At 63.8% G+C, this 23,570-nt stretch carries 21 protein-coding genes and 2 pseudogenes; 7 read left to right on the forward strand and 16 right to left on the reverse strand.

The window, feature by feature from the left end; translation table 11 throughout:
* Positions 1 to 2 precede the first annotated feature (2 nt).
* The 4 genes from X730_RS142485 to X730_RS142470 all read right to left on the reverse strand — a co-directional run bounded on the left by X730_RS142485 (position 3) and on the right by X730_RS142470 (position 4,664).
* Positions 3 to 905: a branched-chain amino acid ABC transporter permease gene (locus X730_RS142485; RefSeq protein ID WP_023668715.1), complete on the reverse strand. Its 903-nt coding sequence runs from the start codon at positions 903 to 905 to the stop codon at positions 3 to 5.
* 461 nt (positions 906 to 1,366) lie between these two features.
* Positions 1,367 to 2,368 (reverse strand): 4-hydroxyproline epimerase, encoded by a 1,002-nt coding sequence (locus tag X730_RS142480; RefSeq protein WP_023827032.1) that lies wholly within the window; start codon positions 2,366 to 2,368, stop codon positions 1,367 to 1,369.
* 13 nt (positions 2,369 to 2,381) lie between these two features.
* A complete protein-coding gene (locus tag X730_RS142475) occupies positions 2,382 to 3,719 on the reverse strand; it encodes an FAD-binding oxidoreductase (RefSeq protein WP_031197165.1) in 1,338 nt (445 codons plus the stop codon).
* A 51-nt stretch (positions 3,720 to 3,770) separates the two neighbouring features.
* Positions 3,771 to 4,664, reverse strand: a complete 894-nt coding sequence (locus tag X730_RS142470; protein WP_023698414.1) for a dihydrodipicolinate synthase family protein — start codon at positions 4,662 to 4,664, stop codon at positions 3,771 to 3,773.
* Between the two features lie 105 nt (positions 4,665 to 4,769).
* On the opposite strand from X730_RS142470, the gene X730_RS142465 reads away from it, so the two are divergent.
* Entirely contained in the window at positions 4,770 to 5,423 is a 654-nt protein-coding gene (locus X730_RS142465) for a GntR family transcriptional regulator (protein ID WP_155922498.1), read from the forward strand.
* A 36-nt stretch (positions 5,424 to 5,459) separates the two neighbouring features.
* On the opposite strand, the gene X730_RS142460 is transcribed toward X730_RS142465, so the two are convergent.
* Together X730_RS142460 and X730_RS142455 are read right to left on the reverse strand one after the other, a co-directional pair.
* Positions 5,460 to 5,759 carry a hypothetical protein gene (locus X730_RS142460; protein ID WP_023728657.1) on the reverse strand — a complete coding sequence of 100 codons (300 nt, stop codon included), beginning with the start codon at positions 5,757 to 5,759 and terminating at the stop codon, positions 5,460 to 5,462.
* A 203-nt stretch (positions 5,760 to 5,962) separates the two neighbouring features.
* Entirely contained in the window at positions 5,963 to 7,459 is a 1,497-nt protein-coding gene (locus tag X730_RS142455; protein ID WP_023827033.1) for a CoA-acylating methylmalonate-semialdehyde dehydrogenase, read from the reverse strand.
* Between the two features lie 365 nt (positions 7,460 to 7,824).
* On the opposite strand from X730_RS142455, the gene X730_RS142450 reads away from it, so the two are divergent.
* The 3 genes from X730_RS142450 to X730_RS142440 all read left to right on the forward strand — a co-directional run bounded on the left by X730_RS142450 (position 7,825) and on the right by X730_RS142440 (position 11,417).
* Positions 7,825 to 8,706: a LysR family transcriptional regulator gene (locus X730_RS142450; RefSeq protein WP_023668708.1), complete on the forward strand. Its 882-nt coding sequence runs from the start codon at positions 7,825 to 7,827 to the stop codon at positions 8,704 to 8,706.
* 123 nt (positions 8,707 to 8,829) lie between these two features.
* A complete protein-coding gene (locus tag X730_RS142445; protein WP_023693154.1) occupies positions 8,830 to 9,270 on the forward strand; it encodes a hypothetical protein in 441 nt (146 codons plus the stop codon).
* A complete protein-coding gene (locus tag X730_RS142440) occupies positions 9,267 to 11,417 on the forward strand; it encodes a phosphatidylserine/phosphatidylglycerophosphate/cardiolipin synthase family protein (protein WP_023827034.1) in 2,151 nt (716 codons plus the stop codon). Before X730_RS142445 ends, X730_RS142440 begins: the two co-directional genes overlap by 4 nt.
* Before the next feature lie 174 nt (positions 11,418 to 11,591).
* Here X730_RS142440 and X730_RS142435 read toward each other — a convergent pair whose 3' ends face one another.
* From X730_RS142435 to X730_RS142425, 3 genes are all read right to left on the reverse strand, one after another.
* Entirely contained in the window at positions 11,592 to 12,848 is a 1,257-nt protein-coding gene (locus tag X730_RS142435; RefSeq protein WP_023688912.1) for a D-amino acid dehydrogenase, read from the reverse strand.
* A 93-nt stretch (positions 12,849 to 12,941) separates the two neighbouring features.
* Entirely contained in the window at positions 12,942 to 14,051 is a 1,110-nt protein-coding gene (gene alr / locus X730_RS142430; RefSeq protein ID WP_031197166.1) for an alanine racemase, read from the reverse strand.
* Positions 14,052 to 14,322: 271 nt separating this feature from the next.
* Positions 14,323 to 14,835: an RNA pyrophosphohydrolase gene (locus X730_RS142425; RefSeq protein ID WP_023693158.1), complete on the reverse strand. Its 513-nt coding sequence runs from the start codon at positions 14,833 to 14,835 to the stop codon at positions 14,323 to 14,325.
* 47 nt (positions 14,836 to 14,882) lie between these two features.
* On the opposite strand from X730_RS142425, the gene X730_RS142420 reads away from it, so the two are divergent.
* Positions 14,883 to 15,347, forward strand: coding sequence for a hypothetical protein (locus X730_RS142420; RefSeq protein WP_245261401.1), 465 nt, complete (start codon positions 14,883 to 14,885; stop codon positions 15,345 to 15,347).
* Between the two features lie 19 nt (positions 15,348 to 15,366).
* On the opposite strand, the gene X730_RS142415 is transcribed toward X730_RS142420, so the two are convergent.
* From X730_RS142415 to rsfS, 5 genes and pseudogenes are all read right to left on the reverse strand, one after another.
* Positions 15,367 to 16,548 carry a divergent polysaccharide deacetylase family protein gene (locus X730_RS142415; protein ID WP_023815252.1) on the reverse strand — a complete coding sequence of 394 codons (1,182 nt, stop codon included), beginning with the start codon at positions 16,546 to 16,548 and terminating at the stop codon, positions 15,367 to 15,369.
* 183 nt (positions 16,549 to 16,731) lie between these two features.
* Positions 16,732 to 18,057: a S41 family peptidase gene (locus X730_RS142410; RefSeq protein WP_023668701.1), complete on the reverse strand. Its 1,326-nt coding sequence runs from the start codon at positions 18,055 to 18,057 to the stop codon at positions 16,732 to 16,734.
* A 1-nt stretch (position 18,058) separates the two neighbouring features.
* Positions 18,059 to 19,440 (reverse strand): annotated as a pseudogene (locus tag X730_RS1000000166535) (murein hydrolase activator EnvC).
* 122 nt (positions 19,441 to 19,562) lie between these two features.
* Positions 19,563 to 20,045, reverse strand: coding sequence for a 23S rRNA (pseudouridine(1915)-N(3))-methyltransferase RlmH (rlmH, locus tag X730_RS142405; protein ID WP_023668699.1), 483 nt, complete (start codon positions 20,043 to 20,045; stop codon positions 19,563 to 19,565).
* Positions 20,046 to 20,107: 62 nt separating this feature from the next.
* A complete protein-coding gene (gene rsfS / locus X730_RS142400; protein WP_023668698.1) occupies positions 20,108 to 20,485 on the reverse strand; it encodes a ribosome silencing factor in 378 nt (125 codons plus the stop codon).
* Positions 20,486 to 20,725: 240 nt separating this feature from the next.
* Between rsfS and X730_RS1000000169245 the strand changes: the two are divergent.
* Together X730_RS1000000169245 and X730_RS1000000168740 are read left to right on the forward strand one after the other, a co-directional pair.
* Positions 20,726 to 20,833 (forward strand): annotated as a pseudogene (locus tag X730_RS1000000169245) (mechanosensitive ion channel family protein); the annotation flags it as partial.
* Between the two features lie 265 nt (positions 20,834 to 21,098).
* Positions 21,099 to 21,587: a mechanosensitive ion channel family protein gene (locus X730_RS1000000168740; RefSeq protein WP_245263581.1), complete on the forward strand. Its 489-nt coding sequence runs from the start codon at positions 21,099 to 21,101 to the stop codon at positions 21,585 to 21,587.
* A 15-nt stretch (positions 21,588 to 21,602) separates the two neighbouring features.
* Here X730_RS1000000168740 and X730_RS142395 read toward each other — a convergent pair whose 3' ends face one another.
* A complete protein-coding gene (locus X730_RS142395) occupies positions 21,603 to 22,883 on the reverse strand; it encodes an MFS transporter (RefSeq protein WP_023742222.1) in 1,281 nt (426 codons plus the stop codon).
* A gap of 74 nt (positions 22,884 to 22,957) precedes the next feature.
* Positions 22,958 to 23,545, reverse strand: a complete 588-nt coding sequence (locus X730_RS142390) for a nicotinate-nucleotide adenylyltransferase (RefSeq protein WP_023827035.1) — start codon at positions 23,543 to 23,545, stop codon at positions 22,958 to 22,960.
* Between the last annotated feature and the right edge of the window lie 25 nt (positions 23,546 to 23,570).

Genomic DNA, 23,570 nt, shown 5'->3' on the forward strand with positions numbered 1-23,570 from the left:
TCTCAGACCTTTTCGACTTCTGGCCGGCCCAAAATGCCGGAAGGCAGGAAGATCAGCACGATCGCCAGGATCGAGAACGCCGCGACGTCCTTGTAGTCGATCGAGAAATACGCCGACCACATGCTCTCGATGAAGCCGATCAAAAGCCCGCCAAGCACCGCGCCCGGCAGAGACCCGATGCCGCCGAGAACGGCCGCGGTGAAGGCCTTGACCCCCGGCACAAAGCCGTCGGAAAAGGCGATGACGCCGTAATACATCAGGAACAACGTGCCCGCGACGGCCGCAAGCGCTGCACCCATGATAAAGGTGATCGAGATCGTACGGTCGACATCGACACCGAGCAGCGCCGCCATCTTGCGGTCCTGCTCGCACGCCCTTTGCGCCCGGCCGAGGGAAGTCCTGTTGACCAGGTACCAGAACAGCGCCAGCAGCAGGGCGGTGACGACGACGATGATGATCTGCTTCAGCGACACGCTGATGCCGTTGATGTTGTAGACCTGGCTGACCATCGGCGGGATCGGCTTGTTGCGCGGGCCCTGCGTCACCTGGATGAAGTTCGACAGCGCGATCGACATGCCTATGGCGGTGATCAGCGGCGCCAGCCGGAACGAACCGCGCAGCGGCCGGTACGCCACCTTCTCGATCGTCCAGTTGTAGAGGCTGGTGAGCAGCATCGCCACGATCATCATGATCAGCAGCGCCAGGACGACCGGCACCGAATAGAACAAGGAGCCGAGGATGAGGAAGACGACGAGGGCGGCGAATGCCCCGACCATGAAAATGTCGCCGTGGGCGAAGTTGATCATGCCGATGATGCCGTAGACCATCGTGTAGCCGATTGCGATCAGCCCATAGATCGATCCCAGCGTCAGCCCATTGATAAGCTGCTGGACAAAGTACTGCATGTGTACATGGCTCCCCTGGAATGTCGCCCATGCAGACGCATTCCTTTTCGTATTTCCCCTAGTCGTAAAGTTTCGAGCCCGGATTGCAACGTGATTTTTCAAACGTCGAGCGTGTTTTGCCGGCACGCCTTCCGATTGCCCGTTTTTTTGCTCCCGACCCCTGGACTATCGCGGACCCTATCATTGGCATAACGCAATGTCTTTGACGATTCAGCTGGACCAGCGACCTCATTTCGAAGAAATCCCGGTCAAAATTAGGTGATGAGACGAATCTTTGCGTTGTTGGCGGGCTTCGTTTTTTAGCCACATTCCGTACTGACCAGCTGCAACATGGGTTACTTCCCGACTATGGCGGTGGATGCCTCGCCCAACGCGCTAACCTTTCGCTGACTGGTTTCGCCAAGAGGTCCCGCTCTGGGTCCAAGTCTTGGGTCTCGGTGGATGATCGGCAGCCTACCGTATCACTTAACCACAAAACCGTGCGCGAACGGATCGCGGTCGTCGATGAAGATGGTGTTCAGGCCGGTCATCCGCGCCCAGCCGCCGATCGAGGGAATGATGGCCGGCTTGCCGGCGACGGTGACGTCCTTTTCGACCTTGCCCTCGAACAGCGAACCGATGATCGATTCATGGACGAAGCTGTCGCCGGCCTTGAGCTTTCCCTTGGCATGAAGCTGCGCCATGCGCGCCGAGGTGCCGGTGCCGCAAGGTGAACGGTCGATGGCCTTGTCGCCATAGAAGACGGCGTTGCGCGCATCCGCGCCCGCTACCGTCGGCTTGCCCGTCCACTGCATGTGGGACAGCCGGTTGATGCCGGGGTTTTCCGGATGCACGAACGAGTACTTCTCGTTGAGCCGCTGCCGCACCACGGGGCTCCAGGCGATGAAATCGCTGGCGGAATAATCAGCGATGTCGCGAAAATTCGCCTGCGGCTCGACGATTGCGTAGAAATTGCCGCCATAGGCGACATCGACAGTGATCTCGCCAAGCTGCGGGCAGTCGACCGTCAGTCCCTCGGCATAAAGGAAGGACGGCACATTCGTGATGCGCACCTCCTCGACATAGTCGCCGACTTGTTTGTATTCGGCGATAACCAGCCCGGCCGGTGTGTCGAGCCGGAGCACGCCGGGTGTCTTCGGCTTGATCAGCCCATGTTCGATGGCCATCGTCACCGTGCCGATCGTGCCGTGGCCGCACATCGGCAGGCAGCCCGACGTCTCGATGAACAGGATGGCTATGTCGCAATCCTCGCGCGTCGGCGGATAGAGGATCGAGCCCGACATGACATCGTGGCCGCGCGGCTCGAACATCAGCCCGGTGCGGATCCAGTCATACTCCGCCAGGAAATGCGCCCGCCGCTCCATCATCGTCGACCCCTGAAGCAAAGGGCCGCCGCCGGCGACCAGCCGCACCGGATTGCCGCAGGTATGGCCGTCGATGCAAAAGAAGGATTTTTTGGCCATGATTTCCTCGAACTCAAAACCGTTGCGGGCTGAAGGGAGCAAGATCGATCGGCGAAGTTTGCCCGAGAACAAGATTGCGGATCAAGCGGCCGGTGGCCGCCGCCTGGGTCAGGCCGAGATGGCCATGGCCGAAGGCGTAGACAACGTTGGGCGCGGTTCGCGCCGTGCCGATCACCGGCAGCGAATCCGGCAGCGACGGGCGATAGCCCATCCACTCGCGGCCGCCTGACGCGTCCAGCCCCGGAAGGAACTGTCTGGCTTTTTCCAGCATGGCCTTCGAGCGCGCAAAATTCGGCGGCCGGTCGAGACCGCCCAACTCGACGGCGCCGCCGACGCGCAAGCCCGTCTCGAGTGGCGTGATGACGAAGCCATGGCCGGAAAAGATCAGCATCCGCTGCACGTCGAAAGCGGTCTTCGGCAGTGTCGTGTTGTAGCCGCGCTCGGTTTCGAGCGGGATGGTGTCGCCAAGCGCCTTCGTCAGCAGATGCGACCATGCCCCGGCGGCCACGACAAGATGTCTTGCCTGCCTGGTCGTGCCGTCCGTCAGCGTCAGCGTCGCGCCATCAGGATTGGCGGCGACGCGCTCTATGCGCGCCTTTTCGAAACGCGCGCCCAGCCTTTCGGCATAGGCCCACACCCCCTTGCCGAGCAGTTTCGGATCGGCGACGGTCTTCCAGCCCGGCACGAAGGTGCCCTTGATGAAGCGCGGCGACAGTCCCGGCTGCAGCCGCGCCAGTTCGTCGCCTTCGACATGGCGAAAGCCGATGCCGAAGCGCTCGCGCGCCGCCCAGCCCGGCAGCCCGGCCTGAAATTCGGCCTCGCTTTCATAAAGCTCCAGCGAGCCGTCCTCGCGCAGCATCAGCCGCGTGCCGGAACGGTCGAGCAGGCCCATCCATTCAGCCTCGGCGAGCTTCATCATGCCTGCCTGAGCAGCAAGGCTCGCCTCATATTTTTCTGGTGCGCCAGCGCGCCAGAAGCGCAACAGCCAAGGCAACAGCTTCGGCAAGTAGGCCGGCGGGATGCTGAGTGGCCCGAGCGGATCGGCAAGCCATTTCGGCAAGTGCCGCATCATGCCCTTATGCGCCAGCGGCAGCACGTCGGAGAAGGCGAAGGCGGCGGCATTGCCGGAGCTCGTCTCCTTGCAGATGCCGGTGCGGTCGAAGACCGTGACGCTGCGCCCGGCCTCGGCCAGCATGGCCGCCGCGCAGATGCCGACAATGCCGCCACCGACAATGGCGATATCTACCCTCTCTCCCCGTTCACGGGGAGAAGGGGCCCTAAGGGCGGATGAGGGGCGGCGGCCCTCCTCTGTGTCCCTGGAATTTCCTTGCACGTCGGCGCTGCCCCTCATCTGGCTGCCGCCATCTTCTCCCCGTGCACGTGCACGGGGAGAAGAAAGCCTTCAGAACTGCGGCAGCTTCGGCCGTACCGCCAGCGCGTCCTTGACGATCTTCTCGATCGCTTTGCGGCGCTCGCCCGACAGCGGCTGGCGCGGCATGCGCACGCGGTCATTTGTGTCGATCGCGAGCACTTCGGCAAGCTTGATGTTTTGGACCAGATAGGTCGAGACATCGAGATCGAGCAGCGGCCGGAACCAGCGATAGATCGAAAGCGCCTCCTCGCGGCGGCCCTGCTTCATCAACTGGTAGATGGCGACTGTCTCGCGCGGGAAGGCGACGACCAGACCCGCCACCCAGCCGATGGCGCCCACCGACAGCGCCTCGAAGGCGAGATTGTCGACGCCGGTGAACAGATCGTAGCGGTCGCCGAAGCGGTTGATGATCTCTGTCGAGCGGCGGATGTCGTCGGAGGACTCCTTGATGGCGACGAAGCGCTTGTCGGCGGCCAGTTCTTCCATCTGGCCGACGGTAACGTCGACGCGGTAGGCGAGGCGGTTGGAGTAGATCATCACCGGCAGGTCGCCGGCCTGAGCGACGGCGCGCAAGGCGGCGACCGTCTCTTCCGGGTTGGTGTGATAGATCGGGCTCGGCACCACCATCAGCCCGTTGGCGCCTTCCCGGCTCGCGCGCTTTGCGATGCTCGCCGCCTCCCGGGTGCCTGCCTCGTTGACCGTCAGCAGAACCGGCTTGCTGCCGGCAACTTTCTGGGCAGTCTTCAGCACCTCGATCTTCTCGTCATGCGACAGCATCGGCCCTTCGCCGAGCGAACCGCAGACGATGATACCGTCGCAGCCTGCCTCCATCTGCAACGCAAAGCAGCGCTCCATTTCGGCATGGTCGAGGCGGTCGTCTTCGGTGAATTTGGTCGTGACGGCGGGGAAAACTCCGGTCCACATGATCGTCTCTCCATCTGATATATCAGGCGTATATCTGTTGGAAAACCGGCTGTCAATGCGGAATCCGTTGTGATATATGGAAGATATATCAGGAGCCCACCTTTGATATTCAGTGAGACAGCATACCCCGAGCCGGCCGCCGCCAAGGCCTACCATGTACTCGAGCATATGATCGTGACGCTGGAACTGGCGCCGGCGAGCTTCGTGACGGAAGGCGCGCTGATCGAAAAGCTGGCGCTAGGACGCACGCCGGTGCGCGAAGCGATCCAGCGCCTCGCCTGGGAAGGACTGCTGGATGTCAGGCCACGCGCCGGCATCGCCATTGCCCCGCTGCATCCCGGCGACTGGCTGCGCGTGCTGGATGCCAGGCGCGGTGTCGAGGTGGTGCTGGCGCGCTCGGCCGCCCGCTTCGTCACCCGTGAGGCCGCCGACCTGTTTCATGAGGCAGCCCTTGCCATGCAGAAGGCCGTCATCTCGGGCAATGTGCTGGCCTTCATCCAGGCCGACAAGGCGCTCGACGAGGCCTTGGCGATGGCCGCCGACAACCCGTTTGCGGCCCGTCTGGCCGCGCCCCTGCAGACCCACAGCCGCCGCTTCTGGTTCCGCTACAAGGCCGACACAGGACTGGCCGAATCGGCCGAACACCACGTCGCGCTAATCCGCTCGATCCTGGCCGGTGACGAAGAGGCTGCCGCCAAGGACGCCAAACGCCTTATGGCACTGCTGCGCGGCCATGCCGAAGTGGCCGCCACACGCTGAACTCCGTCTCTGCTCCAGACTTCCGACCGGTCTTTATCAGGTGCCCGGCAAGACTGCTGCCATAGCCGCCCCGTCCCAGCCTTCGCCAGCCGTGATGATGCAGCTTTGGCCGCGTGTGTCGGTGGCCAGGATGGTCCAGGTGCCCTGGTCGGAGACGAAGATCTCAAGCACCACATTCGGGTTCACCAGGCCACGTGCGGCTTGGCTTTCGTGGAACTTCTCGCCGAGCGCCTTGACCAGGTCGGTCCGCGCCGCGCATTGATCGGCTTTGGCCTGGGCGATGCCGGACATCGCGAACACCGCAAAGAACATCGCCGCCACAAGACGTCGTGTCATCTGACACCTCCTTGCGCCAGACGAGAACCCCGGCTGCAACCGGCGCTATTTTGATGGCCTGCACCACGGCAGGAATGCAATTTAAGGCAGATGACAGGCTCTTGGTTCCATCGCTTTAACGTGATGGCCAATGTCGGTTTCGTACAAAGAAAGGCCCAGGACGTTGAACCCAGGCCTTCTTGCCGATCTTCGAAATCGTCCGGTCAGTTCATCGTCGGGATGACGAACTCGGCACCGTCCTTGACGCCGGAGGGCCAGCGCGAGGTCACCGTCTTGGTCTTGGTGTAGAAGCGGAACGCGTCCGGGCCGTGCTGGTTGAGGTCGCCGAAGGACGACGCCTTCCAGCCGCCGAACGTGTAGTAAGCGATCGGAACCGGGATCGGCACGTTGATGCCGACCATGCCGACCTGGACGCGCGAAGCAAAATCACGAGCAGCATCACCGTCACGGGTGAAGATGGCGACGCCATTGCCCATCTCATGATCGTTGGCTAGCTTGATGGCGCTCTCATAGGTCGGCGCACGCACCACCGACAGCACCGGGCCAAAAATCTCTTCCTTGTAGATGCGCATGTCGGCGGTCACATTGTCGAACAGGCAGCCGCCCATATAGTAGCCATCCTCGTAGCCCTGCATGGAGAAGCCGCGGCCATCGACGACCAGCTTGGCGCCTTCCTTGACGCCGGTGTCGACATAACCCTTGACGCGTTCCAATGCCTGCGCCGTCACCAGCGGGCCGAAATCGGCGGACGAATCCGTCGACGGGCCGACCTTGAGGCTTTCGACACGCGGGATCAGCTTTTCCATCAGCCGGTTGGCGGTGTCGTTGCCGACGGGAACGGCAACCGAGATCGCCATGCAGCGCTCGCCGGCCGAGCCGTAGCCCGCGCCGATCAGCGCGTCGACGGTCTGGTCCATGTCGGCATCGGGCATGATGATCATGTGGTTCTTGGCGCCGCCGAAGCACTGCACGCGTTTTCCCGCGGCCGTGCCGCGCGAGTAGATGTAATGCGCGATCGGCGTCGAGCCGACAAAGCCGATAGCCTTGATATCAGGATCGTCGAGGATGGCGTCGACGACATCCTTGTCGCCATTGACGATGTTGAGAACGCCAGCCGGCAGGCCAGCCTCGAGGAACAGTTCGGCGATGCGCATCGGCACGCCAGGGTCACGCTCGGAAGGCTTCAGGATAAAGGCGTTGCCGCAGGCCAGCGCCGGGGCAATCTTCCACAACGGGATCATCGCCGGGAAATTGAACGGGGTGATGCCGGCAACGACGCCAAGCGGCTGGCGCATCGAATAGACATCGATGCCGGGGCCGGCGCCGTCGGTGAACTCGCCCTTCATCATGTGAGGCGCACCGATGCAGACTTCGACCACTTCGAGGCCGCGCTGGATGTCGCCCTTGGCGTCGGCGATGGTCTTGCCGTGCTCGCGCGCCAGGAGATCGGCCAGTTCGTCATAGTCGCGAGCAACCAGTTCAAGAAACTTCATCAGCACGCGCACACGCCGCTGCGGGTTGGTCGCAGCCCATTTGATCTGTGCTTCCTTGGCGTTCAGCACAGCCGCACGCAGTTCCGCCGGCGACGCCAGCGCCACCGTGCCGCGCACCGAGCCGTCCATGGGCTGCATGACGTCCTGCTTGCGCCCGCTGGTCCCGGCGACATGCTTGCCGCCGATGAAATGACCGTATTCGATCATGGTTTCTCTCCCTGAGTTTGTGATGAAGCATTCAACGCCTTTGCAGGCGCGAAGGCAACGCGAGGGGAAACGCAACCGTTGTGCAAGAAATAGACAACGAAGGACGAGTGTGCATTAATTGCCGCAAATTACAGATTGCTGAAAGGCCCGAAGGTTGCGCTCCGTCACACCCCCCTCTGTCCTGCCGGACATCTCCCCCGCAAGGGGGGAGATCAGATGTGGCCGCCGCCTTCGCAAATCTTCAACGCAGCAAAAGAGACGCAGGTGGCGGAGCTGCCAATCTCCCTCCTTGCGGGGGAGATGGCCGGCAGGCCAGAGGGGGGTGGGCGGGAACGCCGCGTTCGCCGCTAGCCCGGACCACCCCCATGAACTGGGATGACGTCCGCATCTTCCTCGCCGTGGCCCGCGCCGGGCAGATCCTTGGCGCCGCCAAGCGGCTGGAACTCAATCACGCCACCGTCTCGCGCCGCATCGCAGCGCTTGAGGATGCGTTACGGACAAAACTGTTTCGCCGGCTTACCACCGGCAGCGAGCTGACGCCGGCCGGCCAGCGCTTTCTCGACATTGCCGAGCGCATGGAAGCCGACATGATCGCCGCGCGCTCCGCCGTGTCGGGCGAAGGCGACGATATCTCAGGCACCGTGCGCATCGGCGCGCCCGACGGGTTTGGCGTCGCATTCCTCGCCACGCGTCTTGGCGCGCTGACCGCGCTGCACCGCGAACTCACCATCCAGCTGGTGCCGGTGCCGCGTTCCTTCTCGCTGTCGCGGCGCGAGGCCGACATCGCCATCACCGTCGAGCGGCCGAGCGAAGGCAGGCTGGTGGCGGGAAAGCTGGTCGACTACACCCTCGGCCTGTTTGCCTCGCGGGACTATGCGCAGGCGCACGGCTTACCCGAGACCGCTGCCGAACTCGGCCAGCATACGCTGATCGGCTATGTCCCAGACCTGATCGTCAGCCCGTCGCTCGACTATGCGGCGGAGTTCAGCCCGGACTGGCGCACCAGCTTCGCCATCTCCTCAGCGCTGGGCCAGGCCGAAGCGGTGCGGTCGGGCGCCGGCATCGGCATCTTGCACACCTTTGTCGCCCGCTCGATGCCGGAGCTGATCCCCGTCAACATCGTGACGCCGATCCGCCGCGCCTACTGGCTGGTCTATCATGAATCGGTCCGGCCGCTGCGCCGCGTGCAGATCGTCGCCAACTTCATCACCAAGGCGGTCGAGAGAGAGCGCGGGCTGTTTGTCTGATGGCCGCGCCGCCTTGCCTTCGCCACAAAATCGGCCAGTGTGGCAACAAGCGCGATGTCGCCTATCATTAAGGATTGGCTGCGCCGGGTGGGACACTTTTTTGCAAAGCTGGTGCGGATCAAAATGCGAGCGGTGCTCGCCATCTTGCCGCTTGTCGCGCTTTCCGCCTGCGCCAATCCATGGACCGCAGTTCCGGAAGCCGAACTGCCCAAGCCGGTCCGCATCGCAATGGCCCGCCCGTCGCCTTTCGTCTTCGGCAATTACTGCGGTCCCGGCACCCGCACCGGCGACCTCTCGGCTCGCCCTGTCAATCGCCTCGACAGCGCCTGCCAAATCCATGACGCCTGCTACATCGCGCGCCATAATCATTGCGACTGCGACGGCGCGCTCGTCGCCTCGGCAAAGGCGATCCGTGATGACAAGACAGCGCCGAAAAAGGTGCGCGGCGAGGCCGAGCTTTTGATCGCCACTTTCGCACTTCCCGTCTGCAAGGTCTTTCCGCAAGGCTTTATGCCGCCGCGCGACCCGGCTGAGCTGAAGACGATGAACGGGGCCACGGGATGAACCGCGCCATCTGCCTGGCTCTGGCCGGGCTGGGGCTGGCGGCCCTTGTCGGTTGCGCCGCCCCGATCCGGCACAGCTGCGATTTCTTCCCTGATGCGAAGGATTGCGGCCGGCCGTCGGTATCGGCCGGCACGCCCGGACCGCAGACTGCAGCAGCAGCGTTTTTCGGCGATGCCGGTGCCAGCGACTATGAAAGGCAGTTCCTGGCGCTGCTCGCCCACAACCAGATCGGCGCCATCGACAGGGCGAACGGCACCGGTCCGTTCGGCCATGACCGCCACGCCATCGCCAACCGCGATTTCCAGGCCACCTACCGGACGCTGGAACAGCTGGCGAAGCCGGTTAGCGCCGAACAGATGCCGGCAGGTAGGGGCACCGGCGAAGGCCATTTCAACGGCCGTTGGCGCGTGTCGCGGCAGACGCTCTATGTCAACGCCGCCGCGCGGCCCTCCGCGCCAAAGACGTTCAGCTTTTCCGGCCTGCAGGCGCGCTCGATCGAGATCGTGATGCGCCAGGCGGGAAAGCAGCCGGTTGAGATATCTGGCGCCTGCGACGGGGCGCTGGCGATTCGCGCCGGCGGTGGCTCGCGCAGCGTGGCGAGCGATGCCGCCTTCCGCCTCCGCCTGTCGGCCGGGCAAACCGCCAGCCTGTTCCCCAGCGATGGTTTGAACCGTTGCAGCCTCAAGCTCAGCTCCAGTCTGGCGCCGGCAGGCGCCCCGCTCACCATCCTGCGCGAAGAGGTTGCCTATCCGGCGATAGCCGCGCTCGACAGCCGCTACGAGCGTTGTCCAGTGCCCGATCCATCCCGCCTGGATAAGCTTGCCAGCGTCTTTTACGCCGGCCGCTGGCTGTCGCAGAGCTGTTCGCTGCCGCTCGGGTCACCGCGCCTGTTACGCAAGTCGCGCGACGGCTTTAACGCCAAGGTCGAAGCGCTGCTCGGCGCGCCTTTACCCGACAGCGCCTTCGACAAGGCCGACCCCGAACTGCCGCTCGATTTCTCGCGCGCGCCGAAACTCAAGCTGGTCTATCTGTCGTCGCTGGAGTTCAAGGCCGATTTTTCCGGCCGCGTCATCGAGCGGCTGATCCGCCATCACGCAGGCCTCGGCACCAAAGTGCGCATCATGGTCACAGACGTGCTGGAGCGCGACAAGGACGACGCGCTGCTGCACCGGCTGGCGGCCGATTATCCCAATGTCGAGTTGCAGGAATATCGCTGGCGGGCCGACCACGGCGCGCCGGTCGACGAGCAACTGTCACAGCTGCACAAGACCCATCACGTCAAGATGCTGGCGACACTTGCCGAGGATCCCGCCCGCTCGCGCGTCATCATCGGCGGCCGCAACATTCATGACGGCTTCCTGTTCCACAAGCCGATCGACCTGTCGCGCTATCCGAACCTCGAGCAATACGGCAAGACCGACGGCCTCTCGCTCAACTACTATTCGAACTGGAGCGATTTCGACATCGAGTTTGCCGACCCGGCCACGGTCGAGACGCTGGCCGCGCATCTCTCGACATTGTGGCTGCGCGACGCCGACACCAACATCGCAAGACCCTTCTCCATTCCGGTGCGCTCCGACAGCCGGCGCCCGCCGGGCACGGTGCGCCATTTCATTTCCGTGCCCTACGAGGACAACCATGCGCTCGAGACCTATTTCGTCGAGCTGATCGACACTGCCCGGCACCATATCGAGATCGTCAATCCCTACCTTAATCTGACGCCGAAGCTCAGCCTGGCCATCGAGCGGGCGCTGGCGCGCGGCGTCAGGATCGACATTGTCGGCCGCATCGACCTCAAGGGCGATATTGGCGGCAAGCTGCTGACCGCGCTCAACAAGCTGTTCGTCGAGAAATATGGCGACCGCATCAACATCCGCGAATTCAAGGCGCCCGATGTCGTGCTGCACTCCAAGATAATGATGATCGACGAAAGGCTGGTGACGATCTCGTCGGTCAATCTCAACAACCGCAGTTTCTTCCACGATCTGGAGAACGGCATGACGGTGCTCGACCCTGCCTTCTACGCCAGGATGCAGCCGGTCTATGACGACTATGTCGCCCATTCGAACCCGGTATCGACCAAGGTGACGATACCGTGGGCCTACCGATGGCTGTTCTCGAAGGGTTGGGTGAAGGAGGCGTTTTGAGGGGCTGGCGAGGCTGAAGGAATGCCGTTCTGTAGCGATCCTTTACACCCCTCTGTCCGGTAGGACAGAGGGGTNGGCTGGCGAGGCTGAAGGAATGCCGTTCTGTAGCGATCCTTTACACCCCTCTGTCCGGTAGGACAGAGGGGTGCTGGCCGCCAGCTTTAAAAAGCACCCCTACCTCAAATACCGCTCCGGCCCCAGCTCCCGCACATCGATATCAGGCACCTTGCTGGAGATGATGTCGGACAGCACCTTGGCCGAGCCGCAGGCCATGGTCCAGCCAAGCGTGCCGTGCCCGGTGTTGAGATAGAGGTTGGAGAACTCGGTGCGGCCGACCAGCGGCGGCCCGTCCGGCGTCATCGGCCGCAGCCCGCACCAGAAGGACGCCGCCTTGAGGTCGCCGCCATCCGGGAACAGATCGCCGACCGAATGTTCGAGGGTGCGCCGGCGCGATTCATGCAGCCTGAGATCGAAGCCGGAAATCTCCGCCGTGCCGCCGACGCGGATGCGGTCGCCGAGCCTGGTGATCGCCACCTTGTAGGTTTCGTCCATTACCGTCGACACCGGGGCGGCGGCCGCGTCCTTGATCGGAACGGTGATCGAATAGCCCTTGACCGGATAGACCGGGATCGGGCGCCTGAGCAGGCGCATGAAGCGCGCCGAATAGCTGCCCAGCGCCAGCACATAAGCGTCGGCCGCGCGCGAGCGCTGGTCGGTGCCGACGCTGACGATGCGATTGCGGTTCTTGGAGAAGCGCCGGATCTGCGTACCGTACTCGAACGTGACGCCGCGCGCCACGCAGAGCTCGGCCAGCCGATCGGTGAACATCTTGCAGTCGCCAGTTTCGTCGCCGGGCAATCTCAGCCCGCCGACAAACTTTTCCCGCACGCCGGCCAGCGCAGGTTCGGCGCCAATGCAGCCTTCGGGATCGAGCAACTCGTAGGGAACGCCATATTTCTTCAGCACCTCTACATCGCCGCCGGTGCCGTCGAGCTGCTTTTGCGTGCGAAACAGCTGCAGCGTGCCCTTGGTCCGCTCATCATAAGCGATGCCGGTCGCCTCGCGCAGCGCCTTCAGCGTGTCGCGGCTGTATTCGGCGAGCGGCACCATGCGCGCCTTGTTGATGGCATAGCGATCCGCGGTGCAATTGCGCAGCATCTTGATGAGCCATGTCCACATATACGGATCGAAGGCCGGCCGCACCACCAGCGGGCCGTGCTTCATCAACAGCCACTTGATTGCCTTCAGCGGAATGCCGGGGCCGGCCCAGGGCGAAGCATAGCCCGGCGAGATCTCGCCGGCATTGGCGAAGCTGGTTTCCAGCGCCGGCCCTTTCTGGCGGTCGAACACCGTCACCTCGTGGCCGGCCTCAGCGAGATAATAGGCAGTGGTGACCCCGATAACGCCGCCGCCCAACACGAAGATCTTCATCGCATCACTCTCCACGACGACTTCCGTCAGAGGGCCGCCGCCTCCTGTCTGCCGGATTCTGCGGCGTCCGCCAAGGGGCGGCGTGTCGCGGCTCTATTCGTTGATATAGCGGCGGTGGAAGCGGGGGCCGAGACTGGTCAGGATTTCATAACCGATCGTGCCGGCATGACCGGCGGCGTCATCGACGCTCTGCGAGGGGCCTAGGAGTTCGACAAGGTCGCCCTCGCGCAGCCGGCCGGCCGGCAGGGCCGAGATGTCGAGTATGATCGAATCCATCGACACCCGCCCGACAAAGGGCAGTCGCACGCCGTCGAGCCAGGCAGCCGAAGCCGCGCGCCGGTGCCAGCCATCGGCATAGCCGAGCGAGATCGTGGCCGCGCGCAAGGGACCGCTGGCCAGAAACGCATGTCCGTAGCCGACGCCCGCGCCCTTATCGATGCCGCGTGTCTGGATGATCTTTGCCTCGAGCCGCACCACCGGCAGCATCGGGTTCGCCTCATCAGGCGTCGGATTGATGCCGTAGAGCGCAGCGCCCGGACGCGCGAGGTCGTACTGATAGCGCGGCCCAAGAAAGATGCCGGAGGAATTGTCCAGCGACGCCGGCGCCTTGGGCAGCATTTTGCGCAGCCGTTCGAACTCCCTGAGTTGCGCGTCATTGGCCGCATTGGTCGGTTCGTCCGCACGGGCCAGATGGCTCATGACGAGAACGACATCGACGCCGGCGAAAGCATCGGCCGTAAGCGCCTCGACCTCTGCCGGCGCCATGCCCAGCCGCGACATGCCGCTGTCGACCTGGATGGCGGCCTTGAGCTTGCGGCCGGCCTTCTGGCCGGCTTTGCTCCACGCCTTCAATTGTCCGCCACTGTTGATGACGGGAACAAGGTCGGCAGCCACCGCTTCGGGTTCCGAGCCCGGCGGCAGCCCGTTCAGCACATGGATTTCCAGCTTCGGTCCGAGTGCGTCGCGCAGCGCGACACCCTCGGTGAGATGCGCGACAAAGAAGCTGTCGCAGCCTTCGGCAACCAGTGCCGCCGCCACTTGCCGCGCGCCGAGCCCGTAACCGTCGGCCTTGACGACGCCGGCGCAACGCACGCCGCCGAGCTTTGCCTTGAGCCGCCGGTAATTCTCTCGGATAGCGCCGAGATCGATGGTGAGAATGGCGCCGGCCGCCGCTTCGCTGATCGTATCTTTGGCTTTATGCATCGCAGACCCGCTGAAGTCGGCGCTGCCCCTCATTGTCCTGCCGGATATTTCTCCCCGGCCCTATACGGGGAGTTGAGGAGCGGTCGGCGTAAAGCGGACGAAAAGCCAACTGCTTGGCTTTTCGAGTGACGAAAGCCGGCAGGCGGGTGAGGGGCAGCCCAGACGCTGCGCTAAGAGGCCATTGCCCGGCGTCGTTCATATGGGTCTCGTGGCTGCGGGTGTCCCGATCAATAAAGCACGAATCAGGTGCCGTGCGAACCGTCACATCCAGCTAGGCAAGATGACGGAACGCCGCCACCACATCCTCATAGACCTTGCGTTTGAACGGCACTATCAGATCGGGCAGGTCCTGCATCGGCCGCCATGCCCATTCATCGAATTCGGCGGTGTGGCCGCCCGGCGGCGGATTGATCTGGATCTCTCTGGTCTCGCCGTGAAAGCGGTAGGCGAACCATTTCTGCGTCTGGCCGCGATAGCGGCCCTTGAGGGCGATGCCGACCAGATCGGGCGGCAGGTCGTAGTTGATCCAATGCGGCGCCTCGGCCAGCAGCGTGACCGAGCGCATGCCGGTCTCTTCATAGAGCTCGCGCCCGGCCGCCTGCAGCGGCTCCTCGCCCTCGTCGATGCCGCCTTGCGGCATCTGCCAGAGCTGCGTGGTCCCGGCAAATTCGCTGTCCGGTTCGGCGATGCGGTGCCCAACCCAGACCAGCCCGTCGCCATTGAGGATCATCAGCCCGACACAGGGGCGGTATGGCAGCGTCTCGGGATCGATCTTTTTAGCCATCGGAGTTTAAAGCCGTTCTGAGATTCGCTCCGGCGAGGCAGTGGCGAATGATTTCGAGAACCGGAGCGGAGCGTACTCAAAGTAGGCTTGCCCCGGAAGCGGAAAACGTGGGTTCGTTCCAGTCACTGCCACCCGGCCCCGTTGCCGCCGTTGCGGTCGAATGGCAGAGTAATTCCATGAAAAATATTCAAATCATCGACGGCGCCTTGAACGCAACCTTCAGCGTGTTCGAGGCAACAGAGGAGGAGTACGCCGCCATCTTCCCGGATGGAAGAGACATGGAACTGGCCGAAGATTTATTTGAGCGGCTTGGTGAAGACGAGGCAGGTCGCGTGCTGGCGCCGCTTTGGGGTCGTCCCATCCTGAAACGCGATGTGCTCGGAATCCACGGCACCCTGTTCTACAACAACGAATATCGGCGGAGACACATCCCGCAATCAAAGCGCGAGGTCGACTGGGATGATGGTTCAATCAATCAGGCCCAGAGAGAGCTCTTTTCTCGGCATCGTTGAAAATCGCCACAAGCGCCGGTCAGCCCTTTTCCGGGTCGATGGCCACCGCCGAGATCGGCACGATCTCGATGCCGCGCTTTTTCGCTTCGACCGCCCAGAACGCCACGGTGTCGACGGTGAGGTCGAAAGCCGAGCCGATGCCGACGGCGGAGCCTTTCGCACGCGCGGTCGCTTCCAGCGCGTCGAGCTTTTTCAGGATGGCGCCGCGGTCCTGCACGGCGTCGATTGCCGTATCGCCGGCGACGAACGGCACACCGTCCTTCAAGGCGAGATCGGACGCCAAGCTCCGTGCGGACGAGCCGTCATCGATATAGGCAAGGCCGCGCTTGCCAAGCTCGGCCATGAACGGCCCCATCGCTGTCGCGTCGGCCGAAAAGCGCGCCCCCATATAGTTCATGACGCCGGTATAGTTGGTGGTCCGCGACAGCGCCCAGCGCAGATTCTTCAGATTGTCGTCCTGGCTTGCCGCCACTGTCAGCGTGTTGCGGCCGGGATTGACATTGGGATAGTCGAACGGTTCGAGCGGCACCTGCATGACCACCTCATGCCCGCTCTGCCGTGCCGCCTGCATCCACCGGCCAATGCTGTTGCCTTGCGGCGCAAAAGCCAGCGTCACTTCGGCCGGCAGCTTGGCGATCGCCGCCTGCGTGCCGGTCTGCGACACGGCAAGCCCGCCGATGACGATTGCCACGCGAGCGCCGCGCGAACCCGACCACGGCCGCGCATAGACATCGAACGGCCGCCGGCCGTCAGCGGCGCGAACCGGGAGTGGGCCGGTGTCGCTGGCCTCGATCAGCGCCCTGTCGGGGACATGCGCGATCTTCAGGTTCTGGCCGATCGTCGACGGGTCGTGGATGACAATGGCTGCATTGGGCGGGCCGTCACCCTCCTGGGTTTGCACATGGATGATCTGCGGACCGCTGGCCTTGGGCGTTTCCGCCTTCGGCGCTGCCGCCGTCGCTTGAGCAGTGGGCGCTGCGGCCGCGGGCTCGGCCGCCGCCGTCACCTTTGGCGTCGAGACCGCGATTGCTTCCGGTTTGCGGAACGGCTTCTCGCGCAGCGCGATCGCGCCGGAGATGCCGACCGCGGCCAGCACGACCAGCGTCGCCGCGACGGCGCCAGCGCTGATCCCGCGCGACGCAGCACGCGGTCGGACGGTCTGTCCGAGCGGGCGTTCGATGTCCTTGCCGACGTCAGCCAAGCCGCATCCCCGGGCGCGTGATCAGCGAAATCTTTTCGCCATGCGCAGATCCAAAACTGAAGGCGCGTCCCCTGCGCCTTTTGAGGCGCAGCGCCCAGCTGCCCCCGAATCAAACTGCCGGAACCTCACGGTCCCGGCAGCATTGCATCGCTTCGATTGGGCAGCCAGAGCTACCAGTCGATTTTACTGGTTGAGCACTGCCTTTTCCGGATTCGGCGGGAATGCCGGATCGGTCTTCTGGCCGCGCAGCAGCTGTTCGGCATAGATCAGCTGCAGATCGTCCTTCGGATCCGGCGGCACATAGGCAGCCGAGCCCGAGCCGGTATCGCTCTCGTCGGCGCCCTTGATATGGCCCTTGAGGTCCGATTCGCCGCGCGTCAGGTCCCTGCCCTGCAGTTCGGGCGGCAGCGGCTGGTCGACCTTGATATCGGGTGTGATACCCTTGCCCTGGATCGACTTGCCGGACGGCGTGTAATAGAGCGCCGTCGTCAGGCGCAGCGCGCCGTTCTCGCCAAGCGGGATGATGGTCTGCACCGAGCCCTTGCCGAACGACTGCGTGCCGACCACTGTGGCGCGGCGCAGGTCCTGCAGCGCGCCGGCGACGATCTCGGAGGCGCTGGCCGAACCGCCATTGACGAGCACGATCAGCGGCTTGGCGCCGATGTCGTCGCCTGCCTTGGCGTCGAAGCGTGTGACGTCCTTCGGGTCGCGGCCGCGGGTCGAGACGATCTCGCCACGGTCGAGGAAGGCGTCGGACACGCTCACCGCCTGGTCGAGCAGGCCGCCCGGGTTGAGGCGCAGATCGAGCACATAGCCCTTGAGCTTGTCGTTCGGCACCTGCTTCTTGATGGTGTCGATGGCATTCTCGAGGTCGTCATAGGTCTTTTCGGTGAAGGAGGTGATCTTCATGTAGCCGATGTCGTTCTCGACCCGGAACTTGACCGCCTTGACCTTGATGATATCGCGCACCACCGTCAGCTCGATCGGCTTGTCGGCGCCCTGGCGCAGGATGGTCAGCTTGATCGGCGTGTTGACCAGGCCGCGCATCTTTTCGACTGCATCGTTGAGCGTCAGGCCGCGAACCTCTTGGCCGTCGATCTTGGCGATATAGTCGCCGGCCAGCACGCCTGCCTTGGCAGCCGGGGTGTCGTCGATCGGCGTGATCACCTTGACCAGGTCGTTCTCCATGGTGACCTCGATGCCGAGGCCGCCGAACTCACCCTTGGTCTGCACGCGCATGTCCTGCGCCTGCTCGGCGTTCATGTAGGAGGAGTGCGGGTCGAGCGAGGTGAGCATGCCGTTGATGGCGTTTTCGACCAGCGACTTGTCGTCCGGCGGCGTCACATACTGCGCCCGCACGCGCTCGAAGATGTCGCCGAAGATCGCCAGTTGCTTGTAGGTCTCGGAGCCTGCAGCGTTCGCCGTCGAGCCGGGCGCGCCATAGACCAGGCTCATCGCTGACGCGCCCATCAGCGCACCGGCAATAAGAAGCGACAGTTTCCGCATCATTTCACGTCCTTCCAGAGAAGCGGTCCGCCCACCATGGGGTCGGATCGACGGGTTTTCCATCCTTGCGGAACTCGACGTAGAGTTCCGGCGTGGCATTTCCATTCTTCGAGGCCGAGGTGAACGGCTTGCCGTCATGCCACTTGACGCCGTCGCGCAGTTTNCCATCGCGCCGACCGGCTCTCCTGCGAGCACCGACTGGCCAGACGCGACGCTGATTCTGCTCATCCCCGCCAGGACGACATGATAGCCGTCTCCCGCATTGAGGATCAAGAGTTGACCATAGGAGCGAAAAGGCCCCGCATAAAGCACATTTCCGTCCGCCGGTGCCGTGACGATGGCTCCCGATTGTGTCGCAACCATGTCGCCAAGCATCACCGCGCCGTTACCGTCATCGGCCCCGAAACGCAGCTTGATCTTGCCGGTGACCGGCAGCGAGACTTGTCCCTGAAGTGCCGAAAACGGCGCAGCGGCGGTGAGGCGGTTGCCTTCCGGCACGGGCAGCGAAGCCAGCTCCGTCGACGCGGTTGTGCCTGCATCGGCGTTATCGGCGTCCGGCTTATCGCTGTCGGCCGCTTTCTGTTCGCCTGCCTTGACGGCATCCGCCGCCTTGCGGCTCTTGTCGGCTTCAAGCGAAGCGATCAGCTCTTTCAGGCTGCCGGCCTTGGCCGCAAGCGCCTGGGACCGCTGCTTTTCAGCGGCCATCGCCGTCCAGGTGTCCGCCTCGAGCTTCTGCTTGGCTTCGAGCAGCATGGAGAGGCGTTTCTTTTCCGCCGTCTGCTCGCCGACCGCCGCCGTCAGCCGCGTCCGCTCGGCCTCGATCGAGGCCGTCACCCGGGTCTGTTCCCTGAGGTCGGCCAGCAATTTGTCGGTCTGCTGGCGCAGTTCCGGCACCACTGCGCCGAGCAGGATGGCGCTGCGCACCGACGACAGCGCGTCTTCCGGCTTGACCAGGATCGCCGGCGGCGGATTGAGCCCCATGCGCTGCAGCGCGCCCAGCACCTCGGCCAGCACGTCGCGCCGCGCCGCCAGCGAGACACGGATCTTCTGTTCCTCGCCCTTCAGTCCTTCGAGCCTGGCGCCGATATCCTCGATGTCCTGGCCGAGCTTCTGCTCGGTCATCGCCGACTGGATAAGCGCCGCGGTGATCGAGGCATGGTCCTTCTTGACCGAAGCAATGTCGGCGGCGAGCTTGGCCAGCCGTTCGGACGACAGCGTGATCTCGGCCGACACCTTCTCATATTCGGCACGGCTCAGATCGGGGTCGGGCGCCACGTCCAGCGTATTTTCGGCCCGCGCAAGCCCGAGCGACAGCAAAACCACCGCTGCAGCGATGCCGCAGCGCGCGTGCCGGAAGCCCGTTCGTGATTTCCCGTTGTCAGCCATTGAAGCCCGACTCTATGCGTGGCTTCGTTAACGAACCATCAACCATGATCGAACCGAAGCCTAGCACAAAACAGCCGCGCATTGGGGCGGAAAACCGGACGATTGACCCTCGACCCACTGATTTACGAACGGTGGTAGGGATGTCCCGAAAGAATCGTTGCCGCCCGATAGAGCTGCTCGCCCAGCATGACACGCACCAGTTGGTGCGGCCAGGTCGCCGCGCCGAACGAGACCATCAGCTCAGCCTGGTCGCGAATCGACTGGTCGTGCCCGTCGGCGCCGCCAATGGCGATGACCAACGCCTTGCGTCCGCCATCGCGCAGCTGGCCGATACGGCTGGCGAAATCGTCTGAGGACAGGTTTTTGCCGCGTTCGTCGAGCAGGAACAGCGCCGTGCCCGGCTGCAGCTGTGCCTGCAGCTTCTGGCCTTCCTCGCGGCGGCGCTCATTGGCATTCTGGGCTCGTCCCTCGGCGATCTCGGCGACACCAGAGAATTCGAACCCGATCGCCGGGCCGCTCTTGGCGAAACGCTCGAAATAGCGGTCGGCGAGTTCTCTCTCGGGGCCGGCCTTCATCCGGCCCACGGCATGAACTGCTATCTTCATCCCTGCCTCGGCGAGCTTTCAATCCATGTCGCACCCAGGATGGTTACGACATGAGACGGAGCTCAGTGCAAGGTCTCTTCCTCGAGGTCCGGCGCCTGCCACATCTTTTCAAGATTGTAGAATTCGCGGACTTCTGGGCGGAAGACATGGACGATGATGTCGCCTGAATCGATCAGGACCCAGTCGGCGCCGGACAGCCCCTCGACGCGCGCCGTGCCGAGACCGGCATCCTTGAGCGCCTTGAGGAGGTGGTCGGCGACAGCCGAGACATGACGGTGCGACCGGCCCGACGCGATGACCATATAGTCGCCGAGGCTCGATTTCCGCTGAATGTCGATTGAGACAATATTTTCGGCCTTGGAGTCTTCCAGACTGGCAAGGACTGTCTTGATGGCACGGGACACGGCGTCATCTACGCTGATCCTGGCCGGCGAAGGCATGATGTCAGCCTTCTTCCGCAATGCTGTTCTCAGTGTATTTCCTTTCGCAGCAAGAACAACCAAATCACCCACGAAATCAGGTGACACCCTATAGATAGGCAGAGTTCCCTTGCAGTTTCAAGACGGGAGGCCCTGCCAGCGCGAACGCAGTGCACGACTTCCGGTTCCGGAGCCTTGAGAAAAATCGGAACCCATGGCCGCGGCAGAGGTTATCGACACACCCCCAAACGGATTTTCCTGATGCCAATCGACCCCCAGAACACGCTGCTCACCGTGCAGGCTGGCCTTGCGCAACTCAGCACGCTGATCGTTTCCTATTCCTTCTCCGCCATCGGCGCCATCATCCTGCTGGTCGTCGGCTATCTCGTCGCCGGGCTCGCAGAACGATCGATCTCAGCCGGCCTCGGCCATATCCATGGTTTCGACGCGACGCTGCGCCATTTCTTCTCGAAGATCGTGCGCTACGCCATCCTGATCCTGGTCATCATCATGGTGCTCGGCCAGTTCGGCGTTCAGACGGCCTCGATCATCGCCGCCATCGGCGCCATCNGCCATCGGGCTGGCAATCGGCCTGGCGCTGCAAGGCACGCTGCAGAACATCGCCGCAGGCATCATGCTTCTGGCGCTCAGGCCATTCCGCATCGGCGAATATGTCGAGGTCGGCGCCATTTCCGGCACCGTCGAGGAAATCGGCCTGTTCGCCACCAAGCTCCGCACGACAGACGGCGTCTATGTGCTGGCGCCCAATTCGACGCTATGGAACCAGCCGGTGCGCAATTTTACCCGTAATGGTGTGCGCCGCGGCGATATCACGCTGAGCATCGGCTCCTGGAACGACATCGACCTGGCGCAGAAAACCATGCTGGGCGTTGCCGGCGGCGAGCGCCGCGTCAAGCGAGAGCCGGCGCCGATCGCCTTCGTCGCCACGGTGGGCGATGCCAGCGTCGCCATCACCTTGCGCTACTGGACCACGGCGGCGGATTTCTTCGCCACCCAGATCGATCTCACCAAACGCGTCAAGCAGGCGTTCGACGCCGAAGCCATTTCGGTTCCCGCACCTCCGCCGGAGGCTCGACAGGAAACTGCCGCCACCAGGCAGTAGGAGCTGTGAAACCGTTCAGCGCTTATCTTCCGGGGCGTAGGCGAGCTCCACCGGCAGCGGCGCCTGCGCCGACATCGGCGCGAAACTGCTGGTCTCCGTAGCGGGGACGGCGCGCGTGGTGGCCACTCGCCACAGCACGAACAGGCAGAAGACAGTGGCGATGACGATGGCCACATAAATGAAGGCCTGCGTGCCATAGACAGCCGACAGGGCCGTCACGATACCCGGCACGATGAACCCCGACAGCGACCAGGCAAACAGCAACGAACTCGACAGCGCCACCATGTCGTCCTTGCCGGCGCGGTCGGCGGCATGCGCGCTGGCCAGCGAATAGATCGATTCCGAGGCGCCGTCCCAGACGATGTAGATCACCACGAGCACCATCAGCGCGCCGCCGTCGAAGCCGATGGCCAGAATACCGGCGACGATGGCCAGTGCCGCAGCGCCGGCCAGCACGTAACGGCGATCGGTACGGTCGGAAATCCAGCCGAGCGGTATCTGCAGGATCAGCGTGCCGACGGGCATCGCCGACAAAAGCAGCGCCACATCGGCCTGGCTATAGCCTTTGGCCGTGGCATGGATCGGTGCGAACCCGGCGATCGCCATCGACAGACCGCCGACGGCCAGCATGCCGGCCACGCCGACCGGCGAGATCCGCCAGGCGCGGCCAAGCGCCACGGAGGCTGCGCGAGGTGGCGGCGGTTGAGCCAACCGCGTCATGCCGACCGGCAGGATCGACACTGCGGTGAAGGCAATGCCGATCAGCGGCGCCTGCGCCGTCGCGATGTCGACCGCCGCCAGCAGGGCATAGCCGACGCCAAGTCCGGCGACATAGGCGACGTAAAACACCGCCATCACCCGGCCGCGAATGGCGTTTGCGACGGCATCGTTGAGCCAGCTCTGGGCGACGATGAACAGGCCGCATATTGCAAAACCGTAAAGCGCGCGCGCCGCGATCCACAGCAGCGGGTAGGTGCCGGCGCCAATGGCAGCATTCGACAGCGCTATCAGCGCCGACAGCACCATGAAGGCGCGGGCGTGCCCGACGCGGCGCACCAGCGGCCCGGTCAGGATACAGCCGGCAAGTCCGCCGGCAGACAGGCCGGTGATGATCAGCCCGGCCCAGGTCGGATCGAAGCGCTCGACGCCAAGCCGGACCGGGATATAGGCGAACATCAACCCGTTGCCGACCGCGATCAGCGCCATCGACACGATTACGCTGGCAATGGCGATCACGGGCGCCGGCGGGGCGCCATGATTGGGGCCGATGTCGGTCTGGTTCACTGAAGTGGCCATATCCGGCGCAGCATCGCCCAGCCAATCGCGAAAGGCCGCCGTAAAAGCGACATCGGCGATCTGGTCTTACGGAGTTACCCCTTGGCTTGCTGGCGAATAGCACTCGATGACAGCGACGAACGCGGGCCGTGAATAAAAGTCCAGGCCGGCGCCTTCATGCGGGCGAGCCGGGGCGCGTCACCCTCGTCGACGCGGGCATAGTCGAAGGTCTTGGCCACGACCGAGGACAGGAAGGACAGCGTCGCGCCCGGGCGGTCGATGACCGCGATGGGGAAGGTCATGACGATCTGGCGCCAGCGCTGCCAACGGTGGAAATCGCGGAGTGAGTCGGCGCCCATGATCCAGACGAAGTCGACGCCGGGATTGCGTGCCTTGACCAGCGCCAGCGTGTCGGCGGTGAAGCGAATATGATACGCCGCCTCGAAGGCGGTGACCTTGATCTTCGGGTTCTTGGCGATCTGTTCCGACTGGAGCAGCCGGTCGCTCAGCGGCGCCAGTTCCCTGGTGCTCTTCAGCGGATTGCCAGGCGTCACTATCCACCACAATTGGTCGAGCGCGAGGCGCCGCAAGGCAATTTCCGCCACCAGCGCATGGCCGGCATGCGGCGGGTTGAACGATCCGCCGAACAGACCGACGGCGAGGCCTTTCTCGGCATGCGGCATACGGAGGTAGTGCGAGGAAAGAGGC

It is taken from the genome of Mesorhizobium sp. L103C131B0 (assembly GCF_000502275.1).
Lineage (GTDB): Bacteria > Pseudomonadota > Alphaproteobacteria > Rhizobiales > Rhizobiaceae > Mesorhizobium.